The organism is Bacillota bacterium (assembly GCA_013178305.1).
Taxonomy (GTDB): Bacteria; Bacillota; Sulfobacillia; order JABLXB01; family JABLXB01; genus JABLXB01.
In genome coordinates, this window is record JABLXB010000001.1 from 705,067 (window position 1) to 732,062 (window position 26,996).

The 26,996-nt window shown below is 65.0% G+C and carries 19 protein-coding genes, 1 pseudogene and 2 riboswitches; of the genes and pseudogenes, 5 read left to right on the forward strand and 15 right to left on the reverse strand.

From position 1 onward, the window contains the following. Nucleotides 1-4: 4 nt before the first annotated feature. From HPY55_03305 to HPY55_03345, 9 genes are all read right to left on the reverse strand, one after another. On the reverse strand, nucleotides 5-2,176 hold the full coding sequence (locus HPY55_03305; protein NPV69661.1) for a hypothetical protein: 2,172 nt from the start codon (nucleotides 2,174-2,176) through the stop codon (nucleotides 5-7). Continuing rightward, a complete protein-coding gene (locus HPY55_03310) occupies nucleotides 2,173-3,849 on the reverse strand; it encodes an ATP-binding cassette domain-containing protein (GenBank protein ID NPV69662.1) in 1,677 nt (558 codons plus the stop codon). Before HPY55_03310 ends, HPY55_03305 begins: the two co-directional genes overlap by 4 nt. Continuing rightward, nucleotides 3,837-4,682: a hypothetical protein gene (locus HPY55_03315; protein NPV69663.1), complete on the reverse strand. Its 846-nt coding sequence runs from the start codon at nucleotides 4,680-4,682 to the stop codon at nucleotides 3,837-3,839. The genes HPY55_03310 and HPY55_03315 overlap by 13 nt, the downstream gene beginning before the upstream one ends. Nucleotides 4,683-4,685: 3 nt before the next feature. Then, entirely contained in the window at nucleotides 4,686-5,780 is a 1,095-nt protein-coding gene (locus tag HPY55_03320) for a DUF4430 domain-containing protein (GenBank protein ID NPV69664.1), read from the reverse strand. A 1-nt stretch (nucleotide 5,781) separates the two neighbouring features. Further along, entirely contained in the window at nucleotides 5,782-9,303 is a 3,522-nt protein-coding gene (locus tag HPY55_03325) for a DUF4430 domain-containing protein (protein ID NPV69665.1), read from the reverse strand. Nucleotides 9,304-9,440: 137 nt separating this feature from the next. Beyond that, nucleotides 9,441-9,637: riboswitch (cobalamin riboswitch) on the reverse strand. 153 nt (nucleotides 9,638-9,790) lie between these two features. Next, nucleotides 9,791-11,398: a cobyric acid synthase gene (locus HPY55_03330; GenBank protein NPV69666.1), complete on the reverse strand. Its 1,608-nt coding sequence runs from the start codon at nucleotides 11,396-11,398 to the stop codon at nucleotides 9,791-9,793. A gap of 92 nt (nucleotides 11,399-11,490) precedes the next feature. Then, nucleotides 11,491-12,429, reverse strand: a complete 939-nt coding sequence (locus HPY55_03335) for a transketolase family protein (GenBank protein NPV69667.1) — start codon at nucleotides 12,427-12,429, stop codon at nucleotides 11,491-11,493. Further along, nucleotides 12,426-13,301 (reverse strand): transketolase, encoded by an 876-nt coding sequence (locus HPY55_03340; GenBank protein NPV69668.1) that lies wholly within the window; start codon nucleotides 13,299-13,301, stop codon nucleotides 12,426-12,428. The genes HPY55_03335 and HPY55_03340 overlap by 4 nt, the downstream gene beginning before the upstream one ends. Beyond that, the gene (locus tag HPY55_03345) at nucleotides 13,282-14,148 is read right to left on the reverse strand and encodes a WecB/TagA/CpsF family glycosyltransferase (GenBank protein ID NPV69669.1); all 867 of its coding nucleotides are present in this window, start codon (nucleotides 14,146-14,148) and stop codon (nucleotides 13,282-13,284) included. Before HPY55_03345 ends, HPY55_03340 begins: the two co-directional genes overlap by 20 nt. Nucleotides 14,149-14,465: 317 nt before the next feature. Here HPY55_03345 and HPY55_03350 point away from each other — a divergent pair, with 317 nt between their 5' ends. Genes HPY55_03350 through csaB form a run of 5 tightly spaced genes read left to right on the forward strand, consistent with a single transcriptional unit; the run spans nucleotide 14,466 to nucleotide 20,043 of the window. Beyond that, nucleotides 14,466-15,647, forward strand: a complete 1,182-nt coding sequence (locus HPY55_03350) for a glycosyltransferase (GenBank protein ID NPV69670.1) — start codon at nucleotides 14,466-14,468, stop codon at nucleotides 15,645-15,647. Beyond that, complete coding sequence (locus tag HPY55_03355) at nucleotides 15,634-16,131, forward strand: DUF4330 domain-containing protein (GenBank protein ID NPV69671.1); 498 nt, start codon at nucleotides 15,634-15,636, stop codon at nucleotides 16,129-16,131. Before HPY55_03350 ends, HPY55_03355 begins: the two co-directional genes overlap by 14 nt. A gap of 44 nt (nucleotides 16,132-16,175) precedes the next feature. Beyond that, nucleotides 16,176-17,759: a hypothetical protein gene (locus tag HPY55_03360; GenBank protein ID NPV69672.1), complete on the forward strand. Its 1,584-nt coding sequence runs from the start codon at nucleotides 16,176-16,178 to the stop codon at nucleotides 17,757-17,759. Beyond that, nucleotides 17,756-18,937, forward strand: coding sequence for a glycosyltransferase (locus tag HPY55_03365; GenBank protein NPV69673.1), 1,182 nt, complete (start codon nucleotides 17,756-17,758; stop codon nucleotides 18,935-18,937). Before HPY55_03360 ends, HPY55_03365 begins: the two co-directional genes overlap by 4 nt. 5 nt (nucleotides 18,938-18,942) lie before the next feature. Then, nucleotides 18,943-20,043, forward strand: coding sequence for a polysaccharide pyruvyl transferase CsaB (gene csaB / locus HPY55_03370; GenBank protein ID NPV69674.1), 1,101 nt, complete (start codon nucleotides 18,943-18,945; stop codon nucleotides 20,041-20,043). Nucleotides 20,044-20,115: 72 nt separating this feature from the next. On the opposite strand, the gene pdxT is transcribed toward csaB, so the two are convergent. The 6 genes and pseudogenes from pdxT to tnpB all read right to left on the reverse strand — a co-directional run bounded on the left by pdxT (nucleotide 20,116) and on the right by tnpB (nucleotide 26,996). Further along, nucleotides 20,116-20,712 carry a pyridoxal 5'-phosphate synthase glutaminase subunit PdxT gene (pdxT, locus tag HPY55_03375; protein ID NPV69675.1) on the reverse strand — a complete coding sequence of 199 codons (597 nt, stop codon included), beginning with the start codon at nucleotides 20,710-20,712 and terminating at the stop codon, nucleotides 20,116-20,118. Nucleotides 20,713-20,724: 12 nt separating this feature from the next. Next, nucleotides 20,725-21,633 carry a pyridoxal 5'-phosphate synthase lyase subunit PdxS gene (pdxS, locus tag HPY55_03380; GenBank protein NPV69676.1) on the reverse strand — a complete coding sequence of 303 codons (909 nt, stop codon included), beginning with the start codon at nucleotides 21,631-21,633 and terminating at the stop codon, nucleotides 20,725-20,727. A gap of 137 nt (nucleotides 21,634-21,770) precedes the next feature. Continuing rightward, a riboswitch (FMN riboswitch) is annotated at nucleotides 21,771-21,918 on the reverse strand. Nucleotides 21,919-22,108: 190 nt separating this feature from the next. After that, a complete protein-coding gene (locus tag HPY55_03385; GenBank protein ID NPV69677.1) occupies nucleotides 22,109-22,546 on the reverse strand; it encodes a hypothetical protein in 438 nt (145 codons plus the stop codon). Beyond that, a protein-coding gene (locus HPY55_03390) for a peptide chain release factor 2 (protein ID NPV69678.1) occupies nucleotides 22,543-23,689 on the reverse strand; the annotation gives its coding sequence in 2 pieces (ribosomal slippage) (nucleotides 22,543-23,619 and nucleotides 23,621-23,689; 1,146 coding nt in all). The genes HPY55_03385 and HPY55_03390 overlap by 4 nt, the downstream gene beginning before the upstream one ends. Nucleotides 23,690-23,773: 84 nt before the next feature. Next, complete coding sequence (gene secA / locus HPY55_03395) at nucleotides 23,774-26,515, reverse strand: preprotein translocase subunit SecA (GenBank protein ID NPV69679.1); 2,742 nt, start codon at nucleotides 26,513-26,515, stop codon at nucleotides 23,774-23,776. A gap of 55 nt (nucleotides 26,516-26,570) precedes the next feature. Next, nucleotides 26,571-26,996: pseudogene (gene tnpB / locus HPY55_03400) on the reverse strand (IS200/IS605 family element transposase accessory protein TnpB).

The window sequence follows — 26,996 nt, forward strand, 5'->3', positions numbered from 1 at the left end:
CCGGTTATTGTCTCGCCAGCGCCGCAGCCAGCGAATATGCGCACTCCGCGCGCGTAGCGGCTGTCGAAGCGTTGAACCCCAGGTACAGGAAGCCCATCTCAGCGCCAGCCGCCACGTACGGCTCGTACCAGGGCCGGCCCGGCCCGGCCGGCGCCGGTTCCACACCGGCGAGCCTGCATGCCACGGTAACGACCTGGGCGCCGGTCACCGCGTCACCGGGCGCGAACACCCCAGGCGATATCCCTTTCACGAGGTTGAGCCTGTGCGCGAGTGACACGGCCGCAAACGCCCAGTGGGAACGCGGGACATCCCTGTATTCCGGCTCCGCCCCATGAGGGGTCCCCGCCGGACCGCCACCCTCCGTGCCCGCGGCCGGCCCGTCACCGTGTGCGACCCTCGCCGCCATACTGGCGAACTCGGCGCGGGTCACGCCTTTCTGCGGCTTGAAGGTCCCATCGGGATACCCGGTCAACGCACCGGTCCTGGCAAGCCGGTTCACGTGCGCCGCCGCCCAGTGGGATGCCGGCATGTCTGAGAACCCTGCCGCCACCGGGAACGCCAGGCCCGACAGGCCCAGGACCGCCTGGGCCGTCATCCACACCGTCATGGAGTCGGACCCGTCCATGTACGGGAATGAACCGTCGCCCCGCTGGAGATGGCAGATCCATTCCGCCACAGCGCGCCGCTCCGCCGCCGGAACCCCGCCTGGACGCGATCGCGCGGCGCTGAAACCCTGCAGCACCCACGAACCCGACGCGACGTTGGGTTTGTTGCCCTCCCACACCACGCCCCCATCTGAACCGACGGCGCTCCGCAGGTAGCCAACGGCCCTTGCGAGCGACTCGCCAGTTTCGCCGAGCGCCACCATCGCCTGGATGGCGGCCGCCGTATCATCGGGGTCGCTCGGCAATCCCAGCGCAAAACCGAATCCGCCGTCGGCGTTCTGGTTCTTCTGCAGGAAGCGGAGCGCCCCGGCGCGGTCTCGTATTCCCCCGGGGAACGGGGCAAGCGCCAGAACCGACCAGAAGTGCGCATTGAGGAGTTCCTCCTCGCCGTCGCCTGCAAACTGCCCTGAGGCCCTCTGCCTGGCGGCCAAAGATCGCGCCAACCGGTCCAGAACTCCGGCGCCGGTATCCGCGCCCATCCCTGCATCAGACACCAAGCCGGACGGCCCTCGCATGGCGTAGCCCGCCGCCAGCAGGGCCAGTATCCGCCTCGCAATGTCGGTCGAGGCGGCGCCGGAGTTGTTGAGGAACTCATCGGAAGCAACTAGAAGCCCCGCGGGAGATCGGTCGCCCTTCCTCCACTCCGGCGCCTCCGGGTCGAGTCCCACGGCGCGGATTGCCAGTATCACCCAGGATGTCACCATCTCGCTTGATTGACCCCCGGCCACTCCGGGGAACCCGCCGTCCGCGTTCTGGGTCGAGCGGAGGTACCGTATGCCCCTTTCGATGACCCCGTCTACGGCCGTCGAGACGGCCTCCGCCCGCGCCACGTAGCGGGGCCCAGGCAGCTGAGCCACCGCCGCAATCGCGACCGCGACGGCCAGCACGACTGCCGTCAAGTAGGTCAGCCTGCGCGCGAACCTCCGCAGGATCCTGAGCATCTGGTCACCGAAGATCAATGAGAACGCGATATTGCCGGCGGAATGCAGGGTGTCAAACCACAGCCCCGCGGCCTCGACTACGAGCAAGGTCCGGAGTGTGAGTGGAAAAGTAAACGAAAGCCAGTGCCACACGTTCATGATCAGGCCAAACAGGAACCCCCAAACACCGGTGAATACCGCGACGTGCCACCTGCCCGAACGCGGTCCCAGGACCCCGAATAACCCGGCGCTGGCGCCTACGGCGCCCCATGCCGCCGCCTGCCACACGGTCCACGGACCCTGGCCGAGGAACACGTTTGAGGCGATAGCGGAAAGCGCGCCCACCATGAAACCGTTTGCCGGGCCAAGAACCATCCCGGCGGTCGTCACTATGAAGGTGGTGGGCTGAACGTTCGGGATTGAGGCGAAGGCGACGCGCCCCGCCGACGCGAGCGCGGCCAGGCTCGCCACCACCGCGATCATCACAGGCGAGGCCGTCGACCGCTCGTACATCACGAAACCCACGACGAGCAGTCCCACCGTAATGAGGCCGGGTAGCATCGCCGGTTGAAGAAAACCCGCCGTATTCAAGACCTCCATCCCTCCCCCAACAGGGCCAGCGCCTCGCCGTACGAGATGACGCCGTCCACCCAGTGCCTGAACAGCCTGTTCACCTGGGGCGAGTAGAACAGGGCGCCGTCGAGGACCATCCGCGGCGGGCCATCTGCCACGATCCTCCCGCCGGACATCACGATCACGCGCGAGGCGCACTCCGCCGCCATGTCCACGTCGTGGGTAACCATTACCGCCGACGCGCCCCCGGTAATCGCGTCCCTCAGAAGAGACAGCAGCGCCTGCCTCGCGCCGCGGTCCATTCCCCGCGTCGGCTCGTCGAGAAGCAAGAGTCGCGGGGACCGCGCGATCGTGGCTGCAATCGCGGCCCTCTCGCGCTCGCCCGAGCTCAGGTCCCTTGGATTGCAGTCAAGTAACCGCGTGAGTCCGAGTGTGTCCAGCACGCGCTCCACCCGCCCGCCGGGCCGGCTGCCGGGCACGTCAATACTGGCGGCGACCTCCTCGCGGACGGTGTCGGCCGTCAGGTGATCGTTCGGGTTTTGCGACAGCCAGGCAACGCCCGAAAACCCGCGGCCGCCGTCGCCCTCAGCCACCCGGACACGGCCCTGCGACGGCTTGGTGAGGCCGGCCATCACCCTGAGCAGGGTGGACTTGCCCGCACCGTTCTCACCGAGTACCGCGACGAATTCCCCCTCGCGGACGGTCAGGTCGATGCCGGACAGGGCTGGCCTGATCCCACGCTCCCCGTCGAACAGGTGGGTCAACCCCGTGAGTTCGATGACCACCGCCGGGCGCGACGTCACAGGTGTCCCACGATCCGTACCCGCCGCGGCCTCAGCTGCCTGACCCGCGGATCCCGCCACAGGCAGCGTCCAGTTCCTCGCCAACAAGTCACGCCCTTCCCTCACCGTCAGGGGCAGTGGGCCGACGCCCTCGCGCTCACCGAACAGCCGCGCCATGCTCGGGGAATCGACCCCCCGCTCGATCAGATTTCGTGCCGCTTCCGGCGGTTCGCCGAGGCCCATCACCTCACCGGCATCGCACAGCCACACCGTGTCCACCGCATAAAAGCACCTGTCCAGGCGCTGCTCAGTCATAATGACGGTGGTCCCTGAATCCTTGTTAATGCGTTTGAGCAGGCCTACCAGGTCATCGGCAGCCACGGGATCGAGCTGCGACGTTGGCTCGTCGAGGAGGAGAATCCGTGGCTGCATCGCGACGACCGACGCGAGAGCCACCTTTTGCTTCTCGCCTCCCGAAAGTTCGGTGACGCGCGCGCCCCTGAGGTGTGTTATTCCGAGGTAGTTGAGCGCCTCGGCCACGCACCGCCCGATCGAATCCGTGGGCCAGCCGAGGTTCTGGAGACCGAACGCCACCTCGCGTTCGACGCTCGTCATGAATAGCTGAGACTCGGGGTCCTGGAACACCATGCCCACGGCCTGAGCGAGGGAAAGCGGGTCGCTCCCGCTTACCGGCCGGCCGAACACCTCGACCAGCCCCGACACGCTGCCACCGTGAAACACCGGCACGAGGCCGCGGATGGCCCTGAGCAGGGTTGACTTCCCGCTCCCCGAGCCCCCGACGATGAGCGTGAACTCACCCTCGTGGACCGCGAACGAATCCACGTCCAGCGCGGGGCGTTCGCCTCCGGGGTACGTATATCTGAAGTTTTCGATTCTCACCGCAAACATCCGACCACCACCCGTGACACAGCGCACGCCGCTGGAGGAAGCGCCGCGGCCAGAACCGTTGCCGGCCCCGCACCCTTGCCGGCCACAGTGAATAGAGCAAGCGCCACCACCGACGCCGCACACACCGCAAGGTCGTTCAACCCCGGCCGGGGCGAGGGGTATCTTGACCTCGGCCCCGCCCCCCATCCCCGCGCGAACATCGCCTCCGCAAGATTGACCGAGAGCTCCAGAGACTCATACACAGCTGCCTTCAATACAGGAGCGGCCGCCTTCAGTCGCCTTACCACCCCGTCGCCCGGCCGGATGGCCCCCCTGCCGGCCTGGGCATCGCGGACCGCCGTAACCCTGCGTGCGATGTAGGGGGCGAGGCGTAGCGTCAACGCTACTGCCAGCGACGACTTCGACAGGGGACTGGACAAGAGGAAAAGCAGTTCGTCCTCATCCGCCATCATCCAGAGCAGCGAGAAGGCACCGACTGCGGCGAGAAGGCGAAGGGCCATCGCGACCCCGTAGGTCACGGCCTCCGCCATAATCGTCAGGGTGAAGAACGGAAGCCTCCACACCACCATCTCCGAATAACCGGGGCCCAGCAGCGCGTTGATGACGAATACCGTAAGCACCACCGGAAGGACTGTGTGAAGGCTGTGAGCCCACCGGCCCAGCGACCGTGGGCCGTCGCCTGACACAAATGCCACGGCTGCTTCGGAAAACAGGATCAACCCTGAAGGCAGCGCGCCGGACACTGTGAACGCCGCCACCGCGTACGCGACGCCGAGAAACAGGGCCGCGGCTGTGTGAACCCGTATGTAATTCCATGTAACGGCGCGCTTCATCCCTCAGTTCCTCCCCCGTCCGGCCCCGAGTGGAAGGCGTTCGACGTTCGTGGGGGTCACGGCAACCGCGAACGCATACCTGAGTGGCGAATCGCTGCGCAGGCCCCCCGCGAGCGCCTCCGCGGCCCTGTTGAGGCCTTGCTCATCCCAGCCGGCTACGATCCACAGCGGGTTTCCGTCACCCATGTACGACGCCGTCGCCACGATCAATCCCGACCCCTCAGCCCACCTGGCGACTTCCTTCCCCGCAGCGTCCAGGCCCACGAGCCCCCCGTCGTGGCCGGGCGCGCGGATAGTCCCCGGCATCCCCGCACGCCACGCATTGCGGAAGAGCCCCGCGACCCATTCGGACTCGAGCAGTTTACCGGCGACCCCGACGAGCATGGTGGGGGTCGACCTTTCCGCAAGTGGACCGCCGTCATACTCGGAGACGGTGGTAGCGAGATCAGTCGCCCGTCCCGGCGAAGGACCACCCGCGTCTTTGAGAGCCGAGGCTATCGTCTGCGCGGCCTTGGCTCCCCCCGCGGTGTGCAGGATCGTGCTTTTCCCGGTGAACGGCCTGGGCCACGCGCCTACCACTGCCAGGAACTGCCCGCCACCGTACGACCACGCGTGATAATCCCACCACACAACCCCACCGGCGGGAGCCGACGTCTCCAGCGCTCCCCTGCCGGCGAGTACTCCATCAACGTAATAGAACCAGTCTCCCCCACCTGCCGCGCGCCCCCGGGTAGAGGCCAGCCCGTCCAGCGATCTCACGAAGCCCCCGCCGTAGGCGGTTTCAACCCGGCAGTGCCGCTTGAGCACTTCCATCACGGATTCCCCGTCGCTGAACGGCGCGGTAACGCGCTTGATTACGAAACTCCCGAAGTCCCGCGTTACCCACAATTCGCACTCTGCTTCGTCGGCCGGGGCGCGGGGTTGTTGGCTCGCGCCGGCGGACGCCGGGTTGTTGGCCTCCGCCACCGGGGATGGCGGCCCAGCCGGGGCCTGCCGTCGGGGGGTCCCGCAGGCCACCGGCATTGTCGCCATCACGGACAGCACCGTGATTATGATGTAGCGGCGGAGAACAGATCGCCGCGTGGAGATGTCCTTCATTTCAGCGTCTCCCGGGCACGAGAAGCAGCCTCGCCAGCATCACGGCGGCCTCAGCCCTGCTGGTGATAGCGCCAGGCACGAATGACCCGTCCGGCACACCCCTTATTATCCCGAGGCCTGCCACAGTGGAAACGGCTTCCCTCGCCCATCCGGCCACCTGGTCGGAATCGCGGAACGCGACAGGCGCGCCCGGACCCGGTGCGGCTCCTCCCCCGCCGCTCGCCCCATCACCCGCCGTCAGGCATCTGGCCAGGAGCACGGCCACCTCCTGGCGGCTGACAGGGTCATCCGGCCTGAACAACCCATCGGGCCCGCCCGTGACCAGGCCTTCGGCGGCCGCAGCGGACAGGTAGGCCGAGTGCCATTCGTTGCCTGACACGTCGACGAACGGCGCCGCCTTACCGCTCAGCGGCTCGAGTCCCATCGAAAGTACCAGCATCTTGACGAACTCGGCCCTCGTAACCACGCGCCCCGGCTCGAACGAACCCGGACCGACGCCGTTGACGCACCCGGAGGTCGCGAGCATTTCAACCGACTCCCTGGCCCAACCGTAGCGATCGGCCGTCACGTCGTCGAAGTGCACGACCGGAGCGGTCCGCGCGAACACCGCGAACGCGCCGAGTTCCGCCGAATTCGTCGTCACCTGGCTGTTGAGCGGGTCGTACACGGAGGGAAGCGGTATCCAGCGACGCGTCGTCGCGTCGTACCGGGCCATTACCAGGTCTTCTGGCTTCGTCCCATCGGGCGGGACAACCCTGATAGTAACCTCGATGGGCAGCGCCGGAGACGCCGGGCCGCCCTCCACCGTGTAGACAGGGCTGACCGGGGTGTGGCTCCGCGGTAATGTGAACCCCCCGCCCGCAGCCCCTCCTTCGACAACTGTGATCTTCTGCACCGCGGCCAGGGCGCCGGCGGGCACGTTCACAATGACTTCACCCGTGCTGTCGCCTATGATAGCCCCCGACGATGGGTCGACGTCACGGGACTCATCCACGATGTTCCGTTCCAGGGCGGCCTTCCAGTAGCCGGCTTCCGCGGACGACATCGTCTCGGCCCCTTCGCCGGGCCGAGCGATGAGGCAGCCAGTCGCCGTCTCCAGGTACAGTCCGGCGGACGGTGCTCCGCCCTGTCCTGTCCCGCGGAGCGCGCCAAGAGCCGCGTTCCTTGCCTCCTCGCGCTGCTTGATCTGTTCCGCTGAAAGCTCGGGCTTCGGCGGCACCGGCGGGAGCGCCTCTCCAGTGGTCGAGTCGCGGAAACCGCCGGTGTCAAGGTAGTTCTTCGCCCAGAACCACACAACCCCATCGCCGTCACGAAGCGTGTAGTCATCGCACGCAACCGCTGGAACAACGCCGTTGACGGCATACTTCCAACCCGAAGCGCCCGACTCCGTCACGCCGTCGATACCGGCAACGTAATTCCCATACCTGACGTTCACGCTGGCCCCGGTGGCGAGCAGGGCTGAGAGTGGTGTGGCGTCGGAGGAGTCCAGGGTCACCGTACTCTGCGGCCTGATCGCCCGGCCCCTTACCTCGACGCTCACGCGCAGGGTCGACGGCTGGTTGCCACCCGGTCCTCCCGGTCCACCAGGGCCGCCCGGGTCGCCCGATCCCGCCACGGAGAAGCCCGCGCCTGAGAACGCACTGACCGCTCCGACGAAGTCAGCGGTTCCCTTGACGCTCTTCACCTGGCCCGTCAGCCGGCCGCTTGAATTCTGACACACGACCAGGTAAGACAGCATATTCTTGCCGCTCGAGCGGACCCAGGACCCGGAAAGGGGATTGATGCCGGCTTCGCAGAGCGCCTTTACGACCTCGGCCGTGGAGTATACGTTGGAGTCCGCTGGGCTGCTCCAGCTGTCATCGAAGATGCCGCCGTCGTCCGCCTGCTTGGTCGCCATGAACTCAACGGCGCCGGTGATGACCTGCGAGCTTGCCGGCTCACCAAGAGCGAGCAGGGCTCGCACAGCCTGTGCCGTCATATCGGGGCTGGGCGCGAAGGTGCTACCGCTCGCGAAGCTCCAGCCCGCGCCGGACTTGGCCGAAATCAGCCACTGTTTGGCCAGCGCGGCATCGGATATGGTTGTGTTGGCCTTCTTGAGCGCGAGCACCGCCCACACGTGGGAGTTGACCCACGTGGCCTCACCAACCAGGCCGAAATGGCCGTCCGGTGTCTGGCGCGATTTGAGTTCCGCGACAAGGTTTCTTCCCGCTATGTTCGAGGGGTCCGCACCGCACGCCAGCACCTCGAGAATGGTCCGTGCGTAGTCGGTGGTACTCGATATGTAACCGGGGTCAGCAAGCCTGCCGGTCAGGTATTGAAGGTGTGTGTGGCCGTCCTTGACGATGCCGGCCAGGCTCTCACCGGAAGCCGCCAGCTCTATCGCAGGCCAGCTCCCCAGGTTGCCGTCGTCTTGCTGCAAGCCGATCAGGTACGACCTGGCGAGAGCCACCTTCTCGGCCAGCAACGTGTCCGACAACGCGACGTTGGGCAGGACAGATATGCTCCTGGTTGCCGGAGCGCTTCTCGTACCATCCGCTAGCCTCGCGAACACGCTGAGCGTGTAACTCCCACCCGGGATGGATGGAATCGCGAGGGTATACTGGCCGGAGGCGCCCTGGGCGGTGGCCTCTCCAACGACAGTGCCCCAGTCGAGGACCCTGCCCACAACCTCGGCGCCGGCGTAGACTGAACCAGTAACCGTGAGCGTACGGGTGGAGCTGTTGTAGGATGTAGTACCAATGGTAGGGGAATCGAGTCCCAGCAGGTAGTCGTCACCGTTCTCCACCCACAGCCTCAGCGGCTCCGGCCGCGCGATCAATGGGGCCCCCGAGGGATTACTGCCGCGGTCGGTCTTCTCGGCGGTTACGGTACACTCTCCCTCGGTGTAGGACCCCAGGTCCAGCACGGCCACACCGTCCCTGCCGGTGGTGTCCGAGTCGATGGTTTCCGATTGTGTTCGGAGGCGAACGGTCGCCCCTTCCACAACACCCCCTGTACTGAGGTCGACGAGTCTCACCTTGACTCTACCCGACTCCTGCGAGTCCTCTCGCCTGAGCCCGGTCACAGGCGTGGGCCAGGCGACGCCGTAGTAGAACACAACATTGTCGCCTTCGGCGACCACGTAGTCGGCGGCCCCTCTCCTCGCCGCCTCGGGGTCGACGGCCCCATTCCGTATGACGGTGTACATCCAGCCGTCCCATCCGCCGAAAGCCCCCTCAACGTCGCCTTCCACCGCCGACAGGTACTTTCCCCAGCCCAGGTCACGCACCTCGCACGTCTTGCCAGCGTCGTACACCGCCTTGACTACGGCGTCCAGAGCGTCATGGTCGCCAGGCTCGTCCGGGAGCTCCACCGTGCTGTTGGCATGGGTATTCGAGATCCCCTCAACCCTGACTTTGACGCGGATATTCGCGGCTGCGGCTGCGCTTGGAGTCGCCGCAAGGGGCGCGACCGCACTCAGCAACACTGCGCCGACCAGAACACGAAGCACGAACGCTCGCGCAATTCTCCTGAACCAGACCATTCCAGCCCGACCTCCTCATAAGTACTGTTCCAGGCGCCGCGTCACCGGCGCCGGCCGGGAATAGCATCACGCCCCCCATCCACCGGACGGGGGGCGTGTCTCTCAAATACAAAACACCTCCTTCATCCGCGTGAAGTAGACAGTGCAATTTCGCAGGCAGGTCTCCTGGCTCGCGGCTCGAACGTCCCCGGTTGACCTTCCCAGCTATTACGCCAGTGGCTCATGCCCAAAGGCATCAACCTGAGACTCGCCGCTTACAGTGGCGGGACCGCGCCGGATTCTCACCGGCTTCCCTTTTCAGCCCATCGCGGGCGCCAGCGAAGCGTACGTATTCAATTGTCCCCTTACAGTCGCCAGCCGCTGCTCCACCAAACGGGACTGCAGCAGCGTTGGCTACATTCTATCAGATGGTCCGCCTTCTGGAAAGATCCCCTCACTTGCAGCTCGGGCAAATCTCGTGATTTGGATCGTACCAGAGCAACTTGATTCAGCCCTCACGGTGCTCGAATACTATGCGGTAGATCCTTTCAACGTCGACGTGCTGCCTGAACAGCGAGGCAAGGCGATCGTACTGCTCGTTCCTGAAACCGGAATAGTCCCCGCGTGACGTCACGAGCGGCTCGAGGCCCTTTGCGCCGCGAAGCGAGTCGAGCATCCTGCGCACGAACTCCCCCGACTCGAATATCCCGTGCAGATACGTGCCCGCCACGCGGCCGTCGTCGCTTATCCACCCGTCGAGAGCCGCATCCCCACGCCCGCCCCCGTTCGCGCTGCCCGCCGCTAAATCCGCCGGCTCCCGTCGCCCATCGCCCCCGAGCTCCTCGGTTATGCGGCAGAAATGCCGGCCTCCGGCGAGCGCCTCGCCACAATCCCGCCCGCCGGACTCCGTGGGATACTCCGTCGTCCCCATGTGAATCTCGTAGCCGCCGACATCCACTCCGGCGCATCCCGCCAGGAAAGCGGAATCGTTCGGCAGCACCCGCGCGCGGACGCGGGCAGTCCGCTTCTCAGTCCCGATCTCAGTGACCAGCGGGAGAAGGCCCAATCCCTGAGTGGCCCGGGTGTGTCCCTCCATACCGTGCGGGTCCCCGACCCCTCGCCCGAGCATCTGGAACCCCCCGCAGATCCCGAACACCACGCCGCCCTCTTCGTAGTAACGCCGGATCCGCGCCTCCATCCCCGTCTGCCGCAGGTAAAGCAGGTCGCCGATCGTATTCTTCGACCCGGGGATTATGAGAAGATCGGGGCGCCCGAACGCGGCCGGCGAGTCGATGTACTCGAGCGACACATCGGGTTCCCTTTGAAGCGGGGTGAAGTCCGTGAAATTCGACATGTGCGGGACGAGAACGACTCCCACGCGCAGCTCGCGCCCCGGCTCTTTCCTCGCGAACGCCTCGGTGACGCTGTCCTCATCATCTATTCGCAGGTCCGTGTACGGTATGACGCCGAGAACCGGGACCCCGGTCAGGTTCTCGAGCTTCTCGAGTCCCGGCCTGAGGATCTCGAAATCCCCGCGGAACTTGTTGATAATCACGCCCTTGATCCGCGCGCGGTCGGTCTCATCGAGGAGCATCATCGTCCCCACGATAGAGGCGAACACCCCACCCTTGTCGATGTCGCCCACCAGGAGCACGGGGGCGCGCGCAATCCGCGCCATGCCCATGTTCACGAAGTCGAGGTGGTTCAGGTTGATCTCAGCGGGGCTTCCCGCCCCTTCTATGACCACGATGCCGGCGGCCGCCCGGACCTCCACATACGTTTCCTCGACCATCCGGTACAGGTGGGGCTTGAGGTCGTAGTACTCCCTTGCGGTGAAGTTGCCGAACACGCGACCCTTGACGATCACCTGTGAACTCGCGTCGGCGTGAGGCTTGATCAGGATGGGGTTCATGTTGACGTGTGGCTCCAGCCCGCACGCCTCAGCCTGTGCCACCTGCGCCCTGCCCATCTCGCCGCCCTCTCGAGTGACGTACGAGTTCAGGGCCATGTTCTGGGACTTGAACGGGTAAACGCGGTGGCCGTCCTGTTTGAACACGCGGCAGAGCGCGGTGCATATCACCGATTTCCCTACGGAGGATCCGGTCCCCTGGACCATTATCGCTCTCGCGCCCGCCCAATCCCCTGCCGGCGAGCCACCCGCGCGGTCGCCCCGGGGTGCAGCCGGTCCACACGTCACCGCCGCGCCTCTCACAGCAGCGAATCCACCGCCCCGACGATGTCGGCGGCCGTCAGCCCGTAGTACTCGAGGAGCTCGTCGGGGGTCCCCGATTGGCCGAACACGTCCTTGACTCCCATCACCCTGACAGGCACCGGGAACTCCTGGGAGAGGAGTTCACACACCGCGCCGCCGAGCCCGCCTATCACGCTGTGCTCCTCAACGGTCACCACGCGCCCGCAATCCCGGGCCGCGGCCACTATCGCCTCGCCATCCAGCGGCTTGATCGTTGAAACGTTCAATACGCGCACCGAGACCCCCCTCACCGCGAGCTCATCAGCCGCGGAAAGCGCGGCACTGACGCAGACGCCGCAGGCCAGTATCGCCACGTCGTTCCCTTCCCTGAGCACGGCGGCGCGGCCGATCTCGAACCCGTACCCCTCCGGGGAAACCCTCCGCACCGGATGACGCCCCAGCCTGACGTAGACCGGCCCGGGGTGGTCCGCGGCGGTCTCGATCACCTGCGCCGTTTCGAGGTCGTCTGCCGGCACGATGACGGTCATGTTCGGCAGGACGCGCATCAGCGCTATATCCTCGAGGGACTGGTGGGTGGCGCCATCGGGGCCTACCGTCAGTCCAGCGTGCGTGGCGCATATCTTCACGCTTACCCCGGGATACGCGATCGATTGCCTGATCTGATCGTACGCCCGGCCGGTGGCGAACACCGCGAACGTGCTGGCGAACGGGACCAGCCCGCCGAGCGCGAGCCCCGCGGCCGTCCCCATCAGGTTCGCCTCGGCGATCCCGGCGTTCAGGAACCTGCCGGGAAATTCCCTGGCGAATTTGACCGTCATCGTCGACTTTGACAGGTCGGCGTCGAGAACGACGATGTCCTTCCTCTTCCTGCCGAGTTCCACGAGCGCGTTGCCGTATGCTTCCCTGGTTGCAGCCTTCGCAGCCTGTGACGTCACGGCCTGGCACCCCCCTCGATTTCCCGTATTGCCTTCTCCGCGAGCTCCGCCGAAGGGGCCTTGCCGTGCCAGTCCACCTGGCCTTCCATGAACGAGACGCCCCGTCCCTTGACCGTCCTTGCGACCGCCACCGTCGGGACCCCCCTGGTCGCCGACGCGCTCAGGCAGGCGTCCACGATCTGCCCGAGGTCGTGCCCGTCTATCTCGAGGACGTTCCAGCCGAACGCCCTGAACTTCGCGGCGAGTGAGCCGAGCGACATCACGTCGCCGGTCGGTCCGTCGATCTGCAGGCCGTTGTAGTCGACGAACGCCATCAGGTTGTCGAGCTTCCAGTGGGCCGCGGACATGGCCGCCTCCCACACCTGGCCCTCCTGGCATTCACCGTCCCCGAGTAGCACGTAAACCCTGTATGGCTTGCCGCGCAGCCGCGCCGCGAGCGCGAGGCCGTTGCCGACGGAAAGCCCCTGTCCGAGGGAACCGGTTGACTCCTCCACTCCGGGGACCTTCCTGCAGTCGGGGTGCCCCTGCAACGGACAGCCGAGCTTCCTCAGGTCCCGGAGTATCCCCGGGTCGAAGAACCCCCGCTCCGCCAGGGTGGCGTAGAGTACGGGGGCCGCATGCCCCTTCGATAGTATGAATCTGTCCCGCTCTTCCCAGGACGGGTTCTGCGGGTCGACTCTCATCACGTTAAAGTACAGCGCCGTCAATATGTCGGCGCACGAGAGCGAACCCCCGGGGTGGCCCGACCCCGCGGCGGCCGTCATCTCGATTATGTGCCGCCTTATCGCCCTGGCCTCGCTCTTCAAAAGGGAGATGGCGGCCGCGTCGAGCCCCGCCGCGCTCTTCGATTGACTACCGCCCGCGTGAATCATCAGCACCCCTCCAGAACTTCGTGACGAGGACCTCGACCGCGAAAGCGGGGAGCCTCATCATTCGTTTATAGCGCCACGGCTGGGTAACCAGCCGGTAAAACCACTCGAGTCCCGCCTTCCTGAAAACAGGCGGCGCCCGCTTGACCGCCCCCGCGAATACGTCCAGCGTCCCACCCACACCTATACAGACGCCGGCTGAGATCCGCCCCCTGTTGCGCCAGATCCACTTCTCTTGCCTGGGGGCCCCCAGCCCTACGAGCACGATGTCCGCACCGGCGTCGTTCACCGCGTAGATTACCCCTTCCTCGTCCGCGGGCCGGAAGTACCCGTGAGCGGTCCCCGCTACCACCACACCCGGGAATCGTCGCTCCACGCTGGCCTGCGCCGCTACGGCGACTCCAGGCTTCCCCCCCAGCAGGAAGAACCGCCATCCCCGCCGCGCGCCCTCAGCAAGAAGGGCTTCAGCCAGGTCGGCGCCCGCGACCCTGCCCGGCAGCGGCCGCCCGAGCATTCCAGCCGCCCATACCACGCCCACCCCGTCCGCCAGAACCATGTCCGCGCTGCTCAGCGCCTCCACGAGCTCGCCATCCGAGCGGGAGGCGTGCACGATCTCGGGGTTCGCCGTCACGACCATCCTGGCCGCTAATTCCGCCTCCGGGGCCTCACCGCTCCCCCCCGCGGCTGCTTCGCTCCCGCTCGCCGCCGCGTCACTCCGCCGGGCGGCCACGTCACGCCGCCGGCGCGACTCGTCGACGAACGACGCGATCCGCGCCACCGCTTGCTCCAGGGTAACTGCGTCAAACCCTACGCCGAGCACGTTGACGCTTGAACGACTCCAGGAAGCCACTCCAACAATCGCTCCCTATCCCCAAAATGCGCCTTAGCCTGTTTCCACGGGTTCCAGAAAGGTTCCTGCAGCAAGTCGGCCGGTGGGTTCCTCACGATTCGCGATGTGGCCCCGCTCACAGTGACTCGGCGGATAATCGGGAGGAACCGCCGGCGAATAGCGTTCCCTGTACCATGACAGAATCACAGAACGATTAGGCATGACAATATCACGGAACGTCAACACGGCGGCGGCAGACTCCTTTGCAGACCGAATTGCCTGATGGTATACTGTGTAGGATAATCGTAGGATTACCAATCCCGAGGGTGAGCAAGGCCTTGCTGGAAAAGCGCGTCCTTCTCTCCGCCATGTCACTTGATCTTGGCGGCGCCGAAACCCACGTGATCACCCTCGCCAGGGAGCTGGCGAAACGCGGCTATCACGTGACGGTTGTCTCGCAGGGAGGACGCCTCGCTGCGGGGCTGGAGCCATTCGGAATTCCCCACTATTACGCCCGGCTTCACAGCAGGTCGCCGTTTGCCCTGCTCGGCGCGATCCACACGATATCCGACATCATCCAGCGCGAACGCCCCGCCATCCTCCACGCCCACGCGCGGATACCTGCGTGGGTCTGCAGGATGGCATCCAGGCGCAGACACCTGCCCCTCGTCACGACCTACCACGGTGTCTACGCCGCGGGATTCCCATGGAACCTCGTCACCGAACCCGGCGACCTCACGGTTGCGGTAAGCGAAGACGTGGCCGAGCATTTTGTGCGGCACTTCGGCTTCGACAGAAGGCGCGTGCGGGTGATTCTCAACGGGATCGACACGGCGCGGTTTACACCGGAGACCAGCGTCGAACACATGCGCTCGCGCTACGGCGTCACCGGATCCCCCAGGATCGTGCATGCGAGCCGGTTGTCGGACGAGTTTGCGGAAACCGCGCTCAGCCTGATCCCCGCCATTGCCATGCTCCGCGAGCACTATCCTCGAATCCAGGCGGTGATAGTGGGGGACGGCGACAGGCTGGACGAGGTCAGGAGGCGCGCGGTGGAGGTCAACGAGGCAGCCGCGGCGGGTTCCGGACGAGCCACAGGTCCGGACGGCGGTGATACGCCCAAACCCGTGATCGTCACCGGCGGGCAGGAGGAAATGTCCCCTATGTACGCACTCGCCGATATCGTCCTCGGCGTCGCCAGGGTCGCCCTGGAGGCCATGTCCTGCGGGAAACCAGTTATTCTCGCAGGTGAAGGAGGCTTTCGAGGGCTGCTTGACGAAAATATGATGGACGAGGCCATGGCTCGCAACTTCACGGCGCGCGGATCCGGCCGGAGGGTTTCGCCGGTCGAGGTCGTTTCCGAGCTGCGGCGCGCCCTTGTGGACCCCGGGTCCCTCGGGCGGTTGGGCTCGCTGGGGCGGGATATTGTCCTGAGGCATTATTCCATAGAGAAGATGGTCGACGGCATCGAAGCCGTCTATACCGAGGCGTTGGAGGGATTGGGTCGTGACGTTCATTGACTCGAAGGGAAGGATATTCGGGAAGGTCAACATAATCGACCTCCTCGTGGTCGTGCTGATCGTCACCGCCGCGTACGGGTTCTGGCACACGCACGTGGGCTCGAAGCAGCTCGCCGCGCTCAGGGGCAAGACCGGCCCCGTCGAGGTCACGTTCCTGGTGGCCAACGTCAGGCCCGCAACGGTCAACGCGATCAAGTCAGGCGACAGGGTGAACGACAGCAAGACCAACACGTACCTCGGTGAAGTCACCGCCGTGCGGGCAGAGCCCGCGGAGATCGCTGTGACTGGTCCCGACGGGCGCATATACGAATCCACTTCCCAGATTCGTAAGGACGTCTGGGTCACCATAGTGGGTCCCGGTCGTGTTTCGCCCAACGTAATCACGCTCGGCTCGACCGAGGTGCGGATAGGCGCCCAGATCGCGCTCAAATCCAACATATTTGCGGTCCAGTCCACCGTCATGGCAATCAAGCTACCGGAATGAACTGCGCGAGCATGCCGTACAATCAGCCGGGCAGGTTCGACCCGTTGGATGGCAGCATCGCCATCCGCGCGCTGCGGACGCTTGCCTGCTGGGTTCGCAGCAGCGCGACTGCCCGGGCTACGGCCCGGTCGGTCCGCGCTATCGTGGGCCTCGGGGGACCCGGCGCTGAGTCTCACCAACCCAGCCGGAGGGACTCGGCCGGCGGGAGCCTCGTTGTGGGCCTGGCCGTGCGCGCCCTGCGCCCTGCGATTGAGGTGGCGAGCCGGTGTCTCTCAGTCACTCTCTCCGTTGCGGATGAGAGCGTCACGGGCGCCACCGTCCGCTCGCTCGCCCGCTCTTTCGAGCGGTTGAGGAGGACTGGCCCCGGCGGCTCGAGCCTCGCGGTCAACGCGGCCGCGATGATCCTCGACTTCGTCCTGAACGAACCCCTCGCCTCGGGCGTGGCCTTTGCGTTGTGCGTCCTCCCGTTCGCCCCGACCACGGGGCTCGTGGCCCTCTGCGTGTTCCTGGGTGGATTTCAGGCGCTGCGGCTGATCCACGCGCCAAGGTCCCATGCTGGAGAAGCCCGCAGCCCGCGAGGTGGGGTTTCGGATCTCCCCACCGCCCTGTTCGCGCTCGCGGTGTTGCTGTCGGCCGCGGCGTCGGTATCGCGCAGGGCCAGCATGCCCGCACTCGTGCTGTGGGCTGCTTACGCCGCTCTCTACACAGCCACGGTCACGCTGCGCCCATCAAAGCGCGCCGTCAAGGCGATGGCGGCGGCGCTACTGATCAGCGCGTTTATCGTCTCCGGCCTCGGCATCGTGCAGTTCATCCGCGGCGGCGAGACTTCCGCCTCATGGATCGACACGAAGGTATTCGAGGACGTCAAGACGAGGGTGTACTCGGTTTTCGACAACCCCAACATGCTTGCCGAATTCCTCGCGTTCGCGCTACCCCTCGGGGTAGCGCTGATCCTTGGGAACCCGCGAAGCGCGGCAATGCTGTTCTACGTCCCCGCGGTCGTGGCGGCAGCGGCCTGCCTGGCGCTCACGTACTCGAGGGGCGGGTGGGTCGCCGCGTTCATAGGCGTCGTGGCCGTCATCCTCACGAAAAGCCGGAAACTCGCGGTGGCGTTCCTCGTCCTGATGCTGGTGGCCGCCCCCATGTTGCCCCAGTCGATCCAGACCCGCGCCATCACCGCCCTCACCATGGAGGACAGCTCCAGCAGGTACAGGCTGACTATATGGAAGTCGGCAGCGCGGATGGCTCGCGACTACTGGCCCATCGGCGTCGGACTCGGATCCGGCGCGTTTGCATACGTCTACCCCGCGTACGAGATCGCCGGCACGCCCGCCGCTCACACCCATAACCTCTACCTCCAGTTGCTGGTCGAGACAGGCATTCCCGGACTCTTGCTGTTCCTATGGCTTCTCCTCTGCTTCGTAAGGGAGGTGGCCGGCGCGGGGCGCACCCGGGACCCGCTCATCTTCGCGGGCCTCGCCGGAGGCGTCGTGGGCCAGGTCGTCCACGGAGTGTTCGACAACATCTGGTACAGCCCGAAGAACGTGTTCATGTTCTGGGCGGTGCTGGGCCTCACCCTGGCGATGGCCAGGGCGGGCCGGGCCGACCGTGAGGGCCGCAAGCCATGAGAGTACTGCACGTCTCCAGCGACTACACCCTGGGCGGGGCGAGCAGGTACCTGCTCACGTTGTTCAAGCAGCCCGCCTTCTCGAGCATCGATGCCACGGTCGCTTGCCCCGAAGGCGGCCCGTTGTGGGACGAACTCCGGGGGCTCGGCGTGAAAGTAGACGGGTTCCCCCAGAGGGACAGGTCACTCGACCCGGCTCTCACGTTCCGCCTCCTCGGCCTCATCAGGAAGAACCGGTTCGACATCGTCCACACTCACGCCAGCCTGTCGGCGAGGGTCGCCTCCAGGCTGGCCCGCGGACCGAACATCGTCGTGACCCGCCATACCTTGCTGCCGCCCGCAATTCCGCCGCGGTCGCCGCTCGGCCACGTGAGAAGGGCGGTAAAATGCGCAATCGTGGGCACGACCCAGGCGCTCCTGGCTGACCGGTTCATCGCCGTGTCGGAGGCGGTCCGGCATGCCCTACTCGCTGAAGGTATCCCCGAAGACATGATAGAAACGATACATAACGGGGTCGACGTGGCTGAGCTCGAGCGCGAGGCAGGACGCGGTGGCGGGCTATCCACCATCGCCGGCATGGCGGGTCCAGCGTGGGCGCCGGGTTCACCCGTCGTGGGCACGGTGGGACGGCTCTCGCACGAGAAAGGCCACGAGATCTTCGTTCGCGCCGCGCCGCACGTCCTTTCCGCGGTCCCGTCCGCCCTGTTCGTAATCGTCGGGCACGGCGGTGAGCGGGAGAGACTCGAGGTCTTGGCCCGCGGGCTCGGCGTCGCCGGGCGCTTTGTCTTCGCCGGATACCAGGATAACGCCACCAGCTGGATGAGCGCGTTCGACGTGTTCGTGATGCCCTCGCTCGGCGAGGGACTCGGGATCGCGTTGCTCGAAGCGATGGCCCTGCGCAAACCCGTCGTGGCGTCGAACACGGGAGGCATACCGGAGGTGGTGCAGGACGGCGCGAACGGCCTCCTCGTGTCACCCGGCGACCCGCTCCACCTCGCGGTGGCCGTCACCAGGCTCCTGAGAGACGGGCCCCTCGCCACGCGAATCGCCGCCGCGGGGCGCGAGAGCGTGTTGGAGAGGTTCAGCGCCGCGGCGATGGCGGAGAGGACGGCCGCCGTCTATACGCGGCTATCTGGCATGCGAGGCGCGGCCCCACGCCGCGCCCCACAAGGCAGGTGAACGATTTGCCGAGGCTGGCGATAGCCGGCTATTACGGTTTCGGCAACACCGGAGATGAAGCCATCCTTGAATCGACGATACTCGCGCTAAGGTCCCAGATCCCGGGGGCTGAATTCTCGGTGCTGACGAATGACCCCGAGGGTACGCGCGCGGCGCACGGTGTGAACGTGGTCCCGCGCCTCTCGCCTCTTGCGGTCGCGCGCGCCCTGCGCGAGTCCGACCTCCTCGTGTTCGGGGGCGGCAGCCTCCTGCAGGACGCCACCAGCCTCAGGTCACTCCTGTATTACCTGTCCGTCCTGCTGTCCGCGCAGGCGCTCGGGAAACCCACCATGGTGTACGCCAACGGTATCGGCCCTGTGAACTCCAGGGCCGGCAGGATGGCAACTCGACTGGTCCTCAACCGCGTTTCGGCGATGACACTCAGGGACGACGACTCGGCGCGACAGGTCCGCATGCTGGGTATCACCCGCCCCAGGGTCAAGGTCACCGCCGACCCGGCGTTCGCGTTGCAGCCCGCCGGCGCCTCGGCTGCACGGTCGATACTCGAGACCGAAGGAATCACACCCGGGACGTGCCGGCTTGTAGGAGTATCGCTGAGACCCTGGAAATCCTCACCCCACCTCCCGGAGGTCATGGCGGCCGCGTGCGACGCGATCCATGAATCGCTGGGCGCAACCGTCGTACTCATACCGATGCAGCACACCCACGACGCTCCACTCGCGGGATCGGTGCAGGCCCTCGCGCGGCGTCCTGTTGCAGTGCTGAGGCGCAGGTGCACGCCGCGGGAGCTCATGGCATGCGTGGGGCTTATGGATGCCGTCGTGGGGATGAGACTCCACTCGCTGATATTCGCGGTGGCCATGGCCGTGCCGGCTGCGGGGATCTCGTACGACCCGAAAGTCGAAGCGTTCCTTAACGCGGTGGGCTGTCCCAGCCTGGGGGGGCCAAACGAGGTTACGGCCGCATCGATGTGCGAGTTGGTAAAATACCTGCTAGATAACTCGGCAGCCATAAAGTACAGGCTGTCCGCAAGCCGCCAGCAACTCCGCGAGCTCGCACTGGAAAACGCGCGGATAGCACGCTCGCTGCTCCACAAAATCGGATAGGAGGCAGGTTCGCAGGTGGTTTTTTGGTCAGGCGGGTTACCGCGACCGCCATTGTGCTCTCTTATGAGGGCGTCACTCTACGTCGCCCCTCCCCCGTCCCTCTTCATCAAACATGCTCAGGAAATAGCGGTGGAGCCGCAGGTCGTCGGTAAGCTCAGGGTGGAACGCCGACGCCAGGAACCGGCCCTCCCGGACAAGCACAATCCTCCCATTGTACCTGCATAGGACCTCGCAGGCGGGCCCGGCTTCAGGCACGTATGGGGCCCGTATGAAAACCCCGGGGAAAGGTTCTTCTCCCATGACAGGTATACTGAGAGGCGATTCGAAACTCTCCCTCTGTCTTCCGAAAGCATTGCGACAAACGGACATGTCCATGAGCCCCAGCCGCGGCTGAGAGCTACCCTGGATTTCTCGGGCCAGCAGGACGAGGCCGGCGCATGTCCCATATATGCTCATCCCGAGAGCCGCGCGTTCCCGGATGGCATCCATTAACCCGTAATCGACCATCAGTTTCCCAATGGTAGTACTCTCGCCGCCCGGTATAACGAGCCCACGGAGGCCATCGAGATCATCGGCTCTTTTGACGGTACGCACGCTGCAGCCGCACGCCCGAAGGGCGGAGACATGTTCCCTTACCGCCCCTTGTAGATCCAGTACACCGATACCCATGATTTCAGCCCCCTATATTCCCCGTTCCTGCATCCTATCTTCCTTACGGACGGCTGACATGTCGAGCCCAGGCATGGGGTCTCCGAGACTCCTGGAGGCCTCGGCCAGCACTTCCGGCGACCTGAAGTGGGTGGTAGCTCTTACTATGGCCCTGGCTCTGGCTGCAGGGTTCCCTGACTTGAAGATACCGGAACCCACGAATATGCCGTCGCAGCCTAGCTGCATCATGAGAGAAGCGTCCGCGGGCGTGGCTATCCCCCCGGCTGCGAAGTTTACAACGGGTAACCTGCCGAGGCGTTTGACGTCGAGGAGTAGATTATATGGGGCTCCCATCTCCTTGGCCAGGCTCATAAGTTCCTCGTCCGGCGTGGAGCAGACTTTGCGTATTTCGGCGTTTACGAGCCGCATATGGCGGACGGCTTCAACTACATTGCCCGTCCCGGGCTCACCCTTGGTTCTGATCATGGCCGCACCCTCACCTATCCGGCGCAGAGCCTCCCCCAGGTTCCTCGCCCCACAGACAAAGGGCACACGGAAGGCATGCTTATCGATGTGGAATGTCTCGTCAGCAGGGGTAAGTACCTCACTTTCATCGATGTAGTCGACGCCGAGCGCCTCAAGTATCTGGGCTTCGGCAAAGTGCCCGATTCTCACCTTGGCCATCACAGGAATAGTCACTGAGTCCATGATCTTCAGGATGGTCTCAGGGTCCGCCATCCTGGCTACGCCTCCGGCTGCACGGATGTCCGCGGGCACCCTCTCCAGCGCCATGACCGCTACGGCCCCCGCGTCCTCAGCGATCCTGGCCTGCTCAGGTAGCGTTACGTCCATAATGACTCCGCCTTTGAGCATCTCCGCGAGTCCCTTTTTCACTGTCCAGGTACCCGTTTCCACAGATACTCCCTCCCAATGAAATGCCATTTTGAAAAACTGAAGCCCCGGATAGCTCCGGGGCCAGACACTTCCTGGGAGAAACCTCTCAAGGCGAAGTCATAAGCCTTCGAATTCCACACAATGGCCTATAATTGTGCCATCGCAGAAACAGGCTTTTGCCTTGGCCTTGCCTTCTCCCATTCAGACTGTACTGTCGGCTCCGGATTCTCACCGGCTCAATCGCTGAGGCTGACGGGCTCGTCTTCCAATGGAAGCATCACCGCCGGTCAGGATTTGAAGGTTACCCCCTCTCACCCTGCCCCGAAGGCTACCAACTACATTCTGCTTCAAACTGACCGAAGTGTCAATTCATCCGCCGCTGCGGACACCTTGTCCTCGGGTACTGCCACCTCCGCAGGATTTCCACTTCATGGAACCGCCCATGCGCGGGCGTACAAAGCAACCGGTCGTCCGTGGAACAGCCGGTTACGCCCTCCGGGTTTCGCGTCCCTGCGCCGGGGCATCAGGGCGTCGTCGTGTACGGTCCCCTCACCATCAGCACACAATCGGTGGTTGCCTGCAGGCCGCGCCCGTCGCTCCTCGGGATGATCAACAGGTGGTTGAGACTCACGGGTTGACCCGTCTGGATGTCTTTCCCCGCGGTTACGTCCGAAAGCCCGCCCTGCGGGCTGCCCACCGCCGTTGCCTTACCCGCCCGCAGCACCACCTCGGCACCCGCCTCGCAGGTGATCTTGCCGCCCGCCGGCAGGTTCACGACGGTCAGCATAACATGCCTGTCGAAGTAGCCCTTGCTTATCAGGGGGTCATCAGGCGACCCCGGTTCGGCCGCCGCCCCGGCACCCGCGAAGCCGGAACCCCACCCGAGCGTGGCCGCAACCGCCGCCAGTGCAAGCACGACCGCGAACGCCGCAAGAGCGCCTGCAGCTACTCGCTTGCTCAATCCTCTTCGCCCCTCCCGCCGCCACTTTTGTAAGTCCCCAGCGTGCCCCTGGCTTTCTGCTTCAAGTACTCGTGTATGAACCCATCGAGATCTCCATCCATGACCGCCTGAACGTTGCCTGTCTCGTATCCCGTCCGCAGGTCCTTGACGAGGGTATAGGGCTGGAACACGTAGGAGCGTATCTGACTGCCCCACGCGATCGCCTGCTGCTTGCCCCTGAGCGCGGCAAGCTCCTTCTCGCGTTCCTCTTCCTTGAGCTCGAGCAGCCTCGCCTTGAGGATCCTCATCGCGCGCAGCCTGTTCGCGTGCTGCGACCTTTCGGTCTGGCAAGCCACGATAATACCAGTCGGAACGTGTGTGATCCTGACCGCCGTCTCAACCTTGTTGACGTTCTGCCCGCCGGCGCCCTGCGATCTGTAAGTGTCCACCTTTAGCTCGTCGGCTTTGATCTCGATCTCTTCCTCGTCCTCGATCTCCGGCATCACGTCAAGAGACGCGAACGAGGTGTGGCGCCTGCCCGCCGCGTCAAACGGCGATATCCGGACCAGCCGGTGTACACCCTTCTCGGGGTGCGAGTAACCGTAAGCGTACTCGCCCGCGACCGAGAACGTCACGCTCTTGATCCCGGCCTCTTCGCCCGGCAGCAGGTCCAGCACGTCAACCTTCCATCCCCTGCGCTCGGCCCATCTCGTATACATCCTCAGGAGCATGCTCACCCAGTCCTGCGATTCTGTACCGCCCGCTCCCGCGTGGAGGGTCAATATGGCGTTCCTTCCGTCGTACTTCCCGCCGAGTAGTACCTTGAGCTCCATGGACTGGAGCACTTCCTCGACCGAAGCCGCCTCGCGCGTCGCCTCGCCTGCGAGCGACTCGTCCTGCTCCTCGTCACCGAGTTCCACGAGAACTTTCAGGTCCTCGAACTGCTTCAGCAGCCGGTCGAACGACTCCACCGGCCCCTTCAGCGACGATATCTCCCTGACTACCTTCTGCGCGCTCTCCTGGTCGTCCCAGAACCCGGGGCTCGCCATAACCCGCTCGAGGTCGGCGATCCTGGCCGCCTTCGCGGGTAAGTCAAAGAGACCTCCTTAGGTCCTGTATTCGCACTTCCAGCCTCGCCAGGCTGGCCTTCAGTTCATCATACATATCGGCACCGCCTCCCGTCATTCAGGTCCTCGCACGATCCACGCGAGATCCTCACGTAGCCACCCGCAGCCAACGTGGCGGTCGTCAAGCAGTCTTCCCGCAGCACTTCTTGTATTTCTTTCCGCTGCCGCACGGGCATGGGTCGTTCCTGCCTACCTTCTTGCCGGACCTCACCTGCGTTAGTGGCCTGTCACCCGACCACGACGAGGAGAGCGTCCCTGCGGGACCACCAGCCGGACCGCCTGCCGCCGGCGGGGCCACCCTCCGGGGCCTCTCGGCCCCCGGCTCCTTCACCACGGTGAACTTGAACATCTGTCGCACGACATCTTCCTGGATGCCCTGGACCATCTCCTGGAACATGTTGTACGCGTCGTGCTGGTACTCGAGCAGCGGGTCTTTCTGGCCGTACGCGCGAAGCCCGATCCCCTCGCGCAGGTCGTCCATGGCGTCCAGGTGGTCCATCCACTTCTGGTCCACCGTGCGAAGCACCACGTAACGCTCGATCTGGCGCATGGTGTCCTCGCCGATCACCTGCTCCCTCGCCCTGTACGCCGCGAGCGCCTCCTGATGGAGTCTGTCGCGGATGTCGTCGGGGTTCATCTTCCGCACCTGCTCCGCGGTCCACACTCCCCTGCGCAGGAACAAGCCTTCGGCGCGCGCCACGAGCCCTTCGGCGTCCCAGTCGTCAGGGTGGACCTTCTTCGAGCAGTGGTCTTCCACCCAGCCCGAGACCATCTTCTCGATCATCTCCATTATCGTGCCGGAGACGTTCTCCCCCGCCAGCACCTTGCGGCGGTTGGCGTAGATGATCTCGCGCTGTTTGTTCATTATGTTGTCGTATTCGAGGACGTTGCGCCGGATCTCGAAGTTCCGCGCCTCGACACGCTTCTGCGCCCTCTCGATCGCACCCGTCACCATGCGGTGCTCGATCGGCTCGTCCTCGGTGAGCCCCAGCCTGTCCATGAGGCCGGCTATCATGTCAGAGCCGAAGAGCCTCATGAGGTCGTCCTCGAGCGACAGGTAGAACCTCGTGGAACCCGGGTCGCCCTGGCGCGCGCAACGCCCGCGGAGCTGGTTGTCGATGCGCCGCGCCTCGTGACGCTCGGTCCCGATGATGTGTAGCCCGCCAAGTTCGACTACCCGCTCGTGCTCGGGCTCGGTCTCGCGCCTGGCCTCGGCGAGGTATCCGAGGTACTCCTCACGTGCCTTCGACGCCACGGGGTCGTCCGGCGGGAACGCCTCGGTCGCCGCGAGCACGACCCAGTCCTCGTACTTCCTCTTCCCCCTGTCGTCCTGCTGTCCCCTCAGCCTCTGCCTTGCGAGGAATTCGGGGTTGCCGCCGAGGAGGATGTCGGTCCCGCGGCCCGCCATGTTGGTCGCGATAGTGACCGAACCGAACCGGCCCGCCTGCGCCACTATCTCGGCTTCCCGCTCGTGGTGCTTCGCGTTCAGCACCTGGTGCGACACCCCGCGCTTCGACAGCATCGAGCTGAGTACCTCGGACTTCTCTATGGAAATGGTACCGACCAGCACCGGCCGGCCCTTTTCGTGCCACTCGACGATCTCATCGACAACCGCCCTGAACTTCGCCCGCTCGTTCTTGTAGATGACGTCAGGGAAGTCCTCGCGGATCATGGGCTTGTTCGTGGGTATCACGACCACGTCGAGGCCGTATATCTTCCTGAACTCCTCCGCCTCGGTCGCCGCAGTGCCGGTCATGCCGGCGAGCTTCTTGTACATCCTGAAGTAGTTCTGGAAGGTGATCGTGGCGAGCGTCTGCGATTCCCGCTCGATCTTGACGCCTTCCTTCGCCTCGATCGCCTGGTGCAGCCCATCGCTGTACCTGCGCCCGAACATCAGCCGGCCGGTGAACTCGTCCACGATTATCACCTGGCCGTCCTTGATGATGTAGTCGACGTCCCGCTTCATGAGGGTGTGCGCTTTGAGCGCCTGGATCAGGTAGTGCGACAGGTCCTGGTTCTGGTGGTCGTACAGGTTGTCGATCCCCAGCATTCGCTCGACCTTCGCCACACCGTCCTCGGTGGGCTCGGCGGTGTGCGCCTTCTCGTCGAACGTATAGTCCACGTCGGGCTTGAGGCTCCTGACCACTCTCGCGAACTGGTAGTACAGCTCCGTCGGCTTGTCGGCCGCCCCCGAGATGATGAGCGGGGTCCTCGCCTCGTCGACCAGGATGCTGTCCACCTCGTCCACGATCGCATAGTTCAACGGGCGCTGCACCATTTCATCGGCGTGCATCACCATGTTGTCGCGCAGGTAGTCGAACCCGAACTCGTTGTTCGTGCCGTACGTAACGTCGGCGGAATATGCGTCCTTCCGCTGCTGGGTGTCCAAGCCGTGGACGATTACCCCGACCCGCAGCCCGAGGAACTTGTAGATCTGGCCCATCCACTCGGCGTCGCGCCTCGCGAGGTAGTCGTTGACCGTCACGACGTGGACCCCGTTCCCTGACAGCGCGTTCAGATAGACCGGCATGGTGGCGACGAGGGTCTTGCCCTCGCCCGTCCTCATCTCGGCGATGTTGCCCTCGTGCAGGACGATTCCGCCCATGACCTGCACGTCGAAGTGCCGCATGCCGAGGGTGCGCCGCGATGCCTCTCTTACCACGGCGAACGCCTCGGAAAGCAGGCTGTCCGTACTCTCTCCGCGGCCAAGACGCTCCCTGAACTCGACCGTCTTCGCGGCCAAGCCGGTGTCCGTCAACGCGGCTACCTCCGGTTCCAAGCCTTTGACCCGCTCGGCCAGCGCGGCAAGCCTTTTCACTTCACGCTCATCGTTATTGACCAGATTCTGCAGGAATTTGAGCACTGTTTTCCCCCATCCCAAAAGTGACGTCCTCCCCCGAATAGACTTGGGGGCATCCTCAGGCGGATGCGCGCAGGCGGTGCTTGCGCTTCGGTTCGTGGACCATATGCCATCCCGGCTGGAATGACAAGACCACGGGCCGCGCCACGCGGCCACTACTCCCCTTGACGGGAGATACCTGGAATGCGCGCTCGTAGATGTTCAGCGCGCCGTTCACGTCTGCCTGGGCGGTCCACCCACACCTGCATCGGTACAAGCCCCGGTCAACCCGGTTAGCATCCCGCACTTTGCCACAGGTGTGGCAGGTACGCGAGGTGCCTCGTTCGTCCAAATTATCTCGGACCGTGATCCCAGCAAGCTTAGCCTTGTACCGGAGCATGTAGACGACCTTTCGATACGGCCAAGCGTGCAGACGTTGGTTCATCCGGGGACCGTAGTCGATCTTCTCGCGGAGGTGTATCCCTTCAATAGAATTGAGGGGGAT

Bases quoted from the DNA above. Each gene is read 5' to 3' on its own strand.
- HPY55_03330 (NPV69666.1), bottom strand. From the start codon at position 11,398: ATGGTCCAGGGGACCGGATCCTCCGTAGGGAAATCGGTGATATGCACC.
- pdxT (NPV69675.1), bottom strand. From the start codon at position 20,712: ATGGGTATCGGTGTACTGGATCTACAAGGGGCGGTAAGGGAACATGTC.
- HPY55_03310 (NPV69662.1), bottom strand. From the start codon at position 3,849: ATGTTTGCGGTGAGAATCGAAAACTTCAGATATACGTACCCCGGAGGC.
- HPY55_03340 (NPV69668.1), bottom strand. From the start codon at position 13,301: ATGATTCACGCGGGCGGTAGTCAATCGAAGAGCGCGGCGGGGCTCGAC.
- HPY55_03320 (NPV69664.1), bottom strand. From the start codon at position 5,780: ATGAAGGACATCTCCACGCGGCGATCTGTTCTCCGCCGCTACATCATA.
- HPY55_03325 (NPV69665.1), bottom strand. From the start codon at position 9,303: ATGGTCTGGTTCAGGAGAATTGCGCGAGCGTTCGTGCTTCGTGTTCTG.
- HPY55_03315 (NPV69663.1), bottom strand. From the start codon at position 4,682: ATGAAGCGCGCCGTTACATGGAATTACATACGGGTTCACACAGCCGCG.
- pdxS (NPV69676.1), bottom strand. From the start codon at position 21,633: ATGGCATTTCATTGGGAGGGAGTATCTGTGGAAACGGGTACCTGGACA.
- HPY55_03365 (NPV69673.1), top strand. From the start codon at position 17,756: ATGAGAGTACTGCACGTCTCCAGCGACTACACCCTGGGCGGGGCGAGC.